Raw genomic sequence first — 7,573 nt, 5'->3', positions numbered from 1 at the left:
TAAACGACCCGCCCGGCGCCAGCTCCACCGCCCGCATCTCGAGCAAGCGCTCCCAATTCCGCGCCGCGGCGATGCGCCAGGCGCGGCGCTCATCCTCGTCCACATGGTTGGGGTGGCCGGGGAAGATCGAACCGCTGACGGCCAGGTCGACGGCGTCGGGGACCCAGTGCATGCACGTCCCGGACACCGCGACGTGCACTGTGCCCGGTGGAAGGGAGGGCGCCTGGTGCAGGGGGATTCCGGCCATGGAGACGACTGTGGCGGGAGCTGGGTCGCAATCGAGCGCTCGCCGGCAGGCCTCGCCGTGGGCCTCCGGCACGGTGTAGTGGGCGCCCGTTCCGACGTCGGCGATCCCGGGGCCGATCTCGCCCGGCGCAGGGATCACGACCGCCTCCGGGCCGAAGGCGTCTCGCAAATGAGCGGCGGCGACGCCCCACGCGTTGGTCGGGAGATCGACGAGCGCGTAGGTCAGCCGCCGGCCGGCGCGCAGGGCCGCGAGATCACGGATGAGGCCGTGAGAATTCACTCCATCGGCGGCGCCCAGATCGGCCACCCGCAGCACCGGCTCGTCCGCCAGTCGTTCCGCGGCGGCCAGCACGGCTGGGTAGGTCGTCTCAAACGAGGCGCGCTGCGAAAGAGCATGCCGCGCATAGTCATCCGCCATGCTCGAGAGTTCAGGGCGATGTGCTGGCGTGGCGCTTCCTTCCCGCGGGGCGCCGCCGGGCGGCGCGACGGCCTATCGTCCCATAGGGCGGCGTGCCCGCCAAGCGCGACGAGAGGGTCAGCACGGCGCATCCGTTGTCACTGCCTCGAAATAGACAGGATATGAGAGTCTCAAAACTTCGTGTCGGATGCGTCTAGAGCGCACCGTGCGTCGCTTCGCTGAGGCCGCCAACGGCGGCGCCAACTTCCCCGGAGATCATCCTCCACCACGGTTTGATGTAGCAGTGTTTGCCGTGCGGATCGAAGTAGCGGCCTGTCAGCTCTTGTGCCCCCACATCGACCACGTTTTGGAAGCCCCGCGAGGCAAGGAATGCGGGCGCTTGGCCCTCGTCGATCCCGAAAGTGAGCGGCTCGCTGGTGTGGCTCATTTGGGCGACCTCGTTCGCCGCCCCACGCAGCGTCCAGGTACCCTCCACCACCGAGCGCAGTATGTAATCGAACACGATCGTGCTGCCCGCCCCACTGGCCATCACAAAGCCCAGAACGCCATCCACCGCCTCCAGGTCGAGGTAGGGCGTCACGCCTTCCCACAGAAACACCGTCGGGCGCGTGGTGCAGTAGCCGCACCCCAGCAGCTTGTCGGCAAGGTTGTCCACCGTGAAATCCACCGGAACGTAGGCCACGTTGGCCGGGATCTCACCGATGAGGGCGCGGACCTTGGCCTGCTTCGCCGTGGACGTCGCGGGATGATCCACCTCGAACACCTGCACACCACCCAGCCGATGGGCAAACCGGTAGGGCCGCGAATCGTAGCCGGCTCCCAGTATCACCAGCTGCTTAGCCCCGCCCGTCAGCCGTTGCTGCAAGAGATCGTCGAAATAACGGGTACGAGCGATGACATAGTAATGATGCCCGGCGAAGCGCCGTTCGATCAGTCCCTCGACCACATCCCGAAACGGCCTACCCCACAGCAGCATTCGTTATTTCGCGCCGAGAAATCTTTCCGCCAGTGGATCGAAGCAGATCCGCTCGGCGGCAGGCTTACGCGTCTCGATCGCTCGCGATAGCGCCATCTGCTCCGCGGTGGTACTAGAGCGAGTCGCTTTCATTGGGCTCGATGATAATTCACGGTTCGACCGGGCCCGGGCAGCAAAGCGGGCGAGCCCAGAGCGAATAATGGAATGGCTTCAAACAGAGCCAGGGCCCGGTCGAAACCGGCGGCCACGCGTCTGCTTTGGACGTGGTTGATCAGCGTTGCTCAGCTGACGGTACGGGCGCACAATTGAGGTGTCCGTCTGAAACCTGGAGAAGTGCGATGAGTGAGCAACTGTACGACTTTTTCGGCGAGTTGTTCCAGCGGTACTTCAGACCCGCGATCGATGCATATCCGCGAATGGGTGGAGCACTCGTCGGAAGGTTGCTCACGCTGACTGACGACGTGCCCGACAAATTGGCACAGACCCGTTGCGCCGCAACGGCCTGGGCCAAAGCCGAGACCCCGAACGCCAGGATCACCTCGGAACTCTTCGTGATCACCCAACACGGACTGGTGTATGCCGCCGGGTTGAACGAGTCGCGCCGGGCGCTGTATTACCTGGCCACGCCGCCCGCATTGTTCGATCCGTTCGTCGATCAGGTCGGCACCGCCCAACTGCGTAATGGCGCGGTAGTCGTGGTGGACAGCCGGCTCGGCCGCGAGCTCGCATCCGCGCACCCGATGGACGCCGCGCTGCGCCGGATTCTCGATGAGCACCTGGCGCTGCGGGTGAATCTGCCTGTGTAGCTATTTCTTCGGCGAGATGCGTTGGTCGGACTCGATTTACTGGTGCTTTACCCGCATAGGTGTAGGCTCAAAATACGGATCCACAGCAGACTAAGGTCGGACCGGAAGAGAAGATTCCTCCTCTCAGCTGTGGCATTTAGCACGAGCACTAGGCACCCACGCGAAGCGAAGCCCATCAACTGGGCACAACGCGGTGGGCTTGCGTGCAGGCCGGGAAACTGTGTCCTGACGCCGAGGCCACATTTCACTGCGCCATCATGCACGCTTGGTAACCGAGAGGTTTGTGCTTCGGACGGCGCTCCTTTTCGTCAGGAGCGCCGTCCGACTCGTGTATGCCGAACTCCCGGAGCCGGTAGCGGTCTGCTCGCCGCCGCCCCCTCACGAACCCGTCCCCACCCACCGCGTCGACCAAGCCGGCTGCGCGTGAAGTGGGGTGACGCCCTTGCGGATGTCTCGAAATAGACGACATACGAGGCTCTCAAAACTCGGTCTCGGAGCCATCCTGTGGCATGGGCACCTTGAAAGCCGCCGAATTCCAACATCTCTGATGTCATGTGGCCTAGGAACCATCCCACCGCTTAGCCATCCCAAGAGCGCGGCCGACGATGCTTCTAGCCGCCCGGGCAGGGCCCCGGAATCCACATGTTCCAGCACGTACCGGGAGGCGGAGGCAGATATGGAGGCGCTGGAGGCCCACCTGGGGCCCCTGTGGGAGGAGTCTGAGGGGGCGGAGGGTTGGGTCCCTCATAAATGCCTTGACCTTGATTGGCCTGGTCAGGGGCCACGTGCCAGTAGGTGTGGCAGACATTCATATCCCATGTCACCGGGTCGTGAACATGATTCTGGGTCAAGTACAACAAGGAATCCCCTGGGCACCAGTGATTTGGACCGTAACACACAACGCCGACCATCGCGGCAGGCGAGCAATCGTCGATCGCCTGGGCGGTACCTGCACCCAGACCGATCAGATCCAAACCGCCAGACACCAACACAGCCGTTGCAAACCCCACTCGCTTCATAAACCTGGAATTCTCCGCCTCGGTGGTGTGATGTGTACTGGGAATACGCCTAAATCCCGACGCTCACCCAAAGCTTTTGGCGCTGGGTATGCGCTGCTCGCTCAGCGGACCGCAGCGGATATCGAAACGCTCCCGGACTGTGTCAAGAACACGGCGCTGGCGCTCGCGTTCGCGGCGGTGCGTGAGCACGAACCGCATCATGCCTGGCAAGCGGCGCGGTAGCGGGTACCACCTCTCGAAATCGAGGCCGTTCTCGCTGAACACGCGACTGGGGACCTTCTCGTAGATAAGGCTGAGGTTGTACTGGACGAGCGCGAAGAGCACGTACGGGAATGCCACCGGCGCTGCGCGTCTCAGTTCCTTCCAGTCGACTTCGTAGAGCGGGATCTCACTGAGCTTGTCCAAGAACAGCAGGTGACCCAAGAAGTACCCCATGAACGCAGGCAAGTGCAGTATGGCCGACCGTACATTGATCGAAACGACTGCGCCACTGGGCGATACGTATGGCTCGTACGGGTCATCGCGGTCGAGTCCGAGGTATCCCGTGCAGTTGACGACCCAGCTGCCCGGTTCGATCGCCTTGGTCGATCCGCTCCGAAACACCAATTCGGTTGCGCCATTGCGATCGACAGCGTCCTCCAAGTAGTCCATGACGACATCGTTGAGGCCGGCCGAGATGGTGCGGTTTTCGGCCTCAGACAGCACCCCGAGCACGAAGTTGCTTGCTTGCGGGGTCAAGAACGTGCCGTATGTGTTGCGAAACCAAGATTGGATTTCTGCTTCGTTCGTGCCGTCGTACCGACGACCCATCTGTGCGGCGATGGTGCTCCCCGGTGTGCCCTTCCACCACCGCCGGGCGCCGCTCGGTAACAGGTGCTCGCGGCTGGAGAAGAATGTTCCTTGGCCGGCGACGAGGTTTACTTGGCGACCGGGGTACGCCGTGATCAGTGCGTGCGCGGTGTCCATCGCGGTCTTTCCGCCGCCGATGATCCACACCGGCGCAACGCTTTCGCTGATGTCGCCCGCCCGGACGTCGCAGTAGTCCGGCGACACCGAATGGACGCGTTTACTGGAGATGGCGAGCGGTTCGTTCGGCGTGACACCTATTCCATAGGCTTTGATCAATCGCTTGGCCTCGACGACGAGTATCCGGCCGTCGGCAGCCCGACAACGGACGCGCACGATTCCGTTGGCTTCTTCCTCCGACTCGAATTCCCAGCCGTAGTACTCGTCGACCTGAACACGCTGCCTTATCACGTCGACGCAGTGCTGAAAATGGTCGAGCACCTCGTCCTTGGTCGCCAAGTGGCTGCGATCCTTGCCGAGCGTCCACTCGATGTTGCCCGCGGTGAACATGGGGTGCGGTTGGTGTAGTCGCACATAGGAGTACACGTCGACCCACATGCCGCCGACGCGCTTTCGACGATCAATCAGGATCACCTTTTGGTCCCCCGCCAGGTATTGGCTCGCGGCAAACAACGCGTTTAGACCGGCGATACCAGCTCCGACGATGCAAGCGTCGCAGGTTTCCACCGACAGGGGCTGCGCAGACATCAGACCACCTTCCCTTGCAGAGGCGTCAAGTATGTGTCCGCACCGCGCCGCCGGGATCAGTAATCGACTACTTAACTAGTGACTACAGGTAGCGGCGCGCGCCCCAGTAGTCCGTGTCCAGTCGAACCGGGGCAATGCGCACCGGTGTTGTCGAGTCGAATGCCTCGATCATCTGGCCGTTACCGGAATACATAGCCACGTGGTAGATCGCGCCGGGGTTGTGGGGGTCGGTGCTGCCGTGCGAGTAGAAGAGCAGATCGCCGGGTTGCAGCCCCGATTTGTCGACGGGATGGCCCTGGCTGTCGGCAGCTTGCGCGTCGGCGTCGCGGGGGAGGGTGATGCCATGCACTTGGTAAATCGTGGAGGTGAAACCGGAGCAGTCGAACCCGAATCCGGCACGACCGCCCCAAAGGTAGGGGACGTTGACGAACACGACGGCGTACTGGACCAGATCGGCAGCAGTGGGATGCGGTATGTCCGTGGGCTTTTCGTAGACCGACACCGTTTGTGCATCCAGCCACCTCGGTCCGCGATCGGGGGTGGCCACCTGAACCGCCGTGTTGGTGCGGTTCAGCACGGGAAGCCTTGTGTTGGTGCTGATCTCGAGGTCGCGATCGGCGAGTCCGGAATCGCGGTACAGCCACGTGGTGATGCCGCGATCGGCGAGTGCGAACGAAGTGTGGTCGTTCAGTGCGGCGATTGTCAACTGGGCCTTGGGAATCCAGCCGGGATAGCCCTGTGCGTTCTTCGGTGTGGGCTGGCCGGGGACCAGCACCTCGTCCCAGTCGCCGTGCTGCCCCACCACGACGACACGGTCGCCGAAGAGGGCCTGGGTCTGGGTGAGATTGTCCGAGGTTAGCGCTTCCTGCTGGGCCGGCGTCATGTCCGACAGCCAGCCGCGAATGTCGACCGGATTGGTCAGCGCGCGATGGTCGACCGGACGCGGGCTCTGCGGCGTGGTCCACACCGTGGCCACCGAAACGGCGACAAAGGCGCCGGGTGGTGTCTGACTGGGTTCCGTCGTCGCAGCCGGGGTCGTCGTGGCGCGGGGCCTCATCGGCGCGGGGCCGGCGTGGTTGTCGCCGCCCGATGGTTTGCCCAGAGTGCAGCCAGAAATGACGATCACCGCCAAGATAAATACGACACCCAACCGGCGCACTGCTCAGCCCAGGGCCCGGGCTGCCGCCGTAGCCACATCACCTCGCAGATACGCGATCGGTGGATCCTCGCGCGGATCGATCGCGCTCGTGAACAGGATGACGTAGGTATCCGAGCGTGGGTCCATCCACAGCGAGGTTCCGGTAAAGCCGGTGTGGCCGAAGCTGCCGATCGGAAAGATCATGCCGCGCGTGCCGGAATAGGCGGTATCGATATCCCAGCCGAAGCCCCGCAGGTTTTGTCCCCTGACCGCCGGGTAACGCGGAGCCAGCAGCGGATCGTAAGTGTTTGGTGTCTTCGCGATGGCCTCTTGGGAGGCGTTGTTGGCTGCTTGGACTTGGTCAGGCGTATGTCCGGGCTGCTGAGGACTCGTCATCAACTCCAAAGTCTCTTGCTTCAGCGGAAACTTGCTCGGGCGGCCCGCAAGCCGATCGAGCAGCGCCTGCGCAAAGAGGCCGACATCGTGCGCCGTCGAGAACACACCGGCATGCCCGGCCACCCCACCCATGCGGCGCGTTGTCGGGTCAAACACCACGCCCCGAAGCAGGAAATCGAAATCGGGATTCTTGGCTGGATCGCCTCTGCTTTCGTCGTCGTGTGTCGTCGGTGCGATGCGCGACAACAGGCTCGTGCTCCAGCTACCCGCGGGACAATCGCCGGGCATGCCCCCTGGCGCCCAGGCAATCGCAGCTCCTCGCATCACATGTGGACCACATGCTTTGTCCGGCGGTAGGTAGCGGGTTTCGTTCATGCCAAGGGGCGCAAAGACATTCTGCTCAACGTAAACATCTTCGGGTTCGCCCGTAAGTTTCTCGATCAGCGCGCCAAGCACAATGAAGTTGATGTCGGCGTAGTTGAAAGACTCACCGGGGCCCGACTGCAGCGGCGTGGTGAGGGCACGGTGAATGCCTTCGGCTTTGTCGGGTCCGCCGAGTCCCCATGGATCCCCGAGGTTTACGTCTTCCGGTTCGCCTGACGTGTGCGTCAGCAACATGCGAACCGTCACGTTTGCACGCTGTGGATCGTTGTCCGTGTTGAAGGCAGGCAAATACTTCTGCACGGGATCGTCGAATTGCACCTTGCCTTGTTCGTAAAGCTGCATGACCGCGGTCGCCGTTGCGAGGGCCTTCGTCACCGACGCGATGTCGAAGATCGTGTCGTCGGTCATCGGCTCCGCGGGTGCGGGCGATCCATCGAGTCCCGGTTCGCCGGCAACCTTGCGCGCGCCGTAAGCCTGATCGAAGACGACCTTGCCGGCATGCCCGATAACCACCACGCCACCAGGGGCGGTGCCTTTCGCAATCGCGTCGTTCATCAGCTTGGAGACGGCTGCGAAGTCCGGTGCCGGGGCCGCATCGGGCGCCGGCGTAGGCGCGGGGGCCGCGACGGGTGCCGG

At 63.3% G+C, this 7,573-nt stretch carries 6 protein-coding genes; 1 reads left to right on the top strand and 5 read right to left on the bottom strand.

The genetic code is table 11. The annotated features are described in order from the left end of the window. Both WB785_RS12135 and WB785_RS12130 read right to left on the bottom strand, forming a co-directional pair. A partial coding sequence (locus WB785_RS12135) for a hypothetical protein (protein ID WP_424079439.1) occupies nucleotides 1–664 on the bottom strand: 664 nt, incomplete at its 3' end. A 193-nt stretch (nucleotides 665–857) separates the two neighbouring features. Next, nucleotides 858–1,610: a class I SAM-dependent methyltransferase gene (locus WB785_RS12130; RefSeq protein ID WP_424079437.1), complete on the bottom strand. Its 753-nt coding sequence runs from the start codon at nucleotides 1,608–1,610 to the stop codon at nucleotides 858–860. A gap of 368 nt (nucleotides 1,611–1,978) precedes the next feature. Here WB785_RS12130 and WB785_RS12125 point away from each other — a divergent pair, with 368 nt between their 5' ends. Beyond that, nucleotides 1,979–2,446, top strand: coding sequence for a glucose-6-phosphate dehydrogenase (locus tag WB785_RS12125; protein ID WP_424079435.1), 468 nt, complete (start codon nucleotides 1,979–1,981; stop codon nucleotides 2,444–2,446). A 1,082-nt stretch (nucleotides 2,447–3,528) separates the two neighbouring features. Here WB785_RS12125 and WB785_RS12120 read toward each other — a convergent pair. The 3 genes from WB785_RS12120 to WB785_RS12110 all read right to left on the bottom strand — a co-directional run. Continuing rightward, nucleotides 3,529–5,019 carry an FAD-dependent oxidoreductase gene (locus tag WB785_RS12120; protein WP_424079434.1) on the bottom strand — a complete coding sequence of 497 codons (1,491 nt, stop codon included), beginning with the start codon at nucleotides 5,017–5,019 and terminating at the stop codon, nucleotides 3,529–3,531. A gap of 82 nt (nucleotides 5,020–5,101) precedes the next feature. Continuing rightward, complete coding sequence (locus tag WB785_RS12115) at nucleotides 5,102–6,169, bottom strand: NlpC/P60 family protein (protein ID WP_424079433.1); 1,068 nt, start codon at nucleotides 6,167–6,169, stop codon at nucleotides 5,102–5,104. A gap of 12 nt (nucleotides 6,170–6,181) precedes the next feature. Then, nucleotides 6,182–7,573, bottom strand: a 1,392-nt coding sequence (locus tag WB785_RS12110; RefSeq protein ID WP_424079432.1) for a serine hydrolase domain-containing protein, incomplete at its 5' end; no start/stop codon positions are given.

The sequence above is a fragment of the Mycobacterium sp. genome (genome assembly GCF_049585075.1).
In the GTDB taxonomy this organism is placed as follows: domain Bacteria; phylum Actinomycetota; class Actinomycetes; order Mycobacteriales; family Mycobacteriaceae; genus Mycobacterium.
Note: the sequence above shows the minus strand (reverse complement) of the source record. Positions and strands in the feature narration are given on the sequence as shown.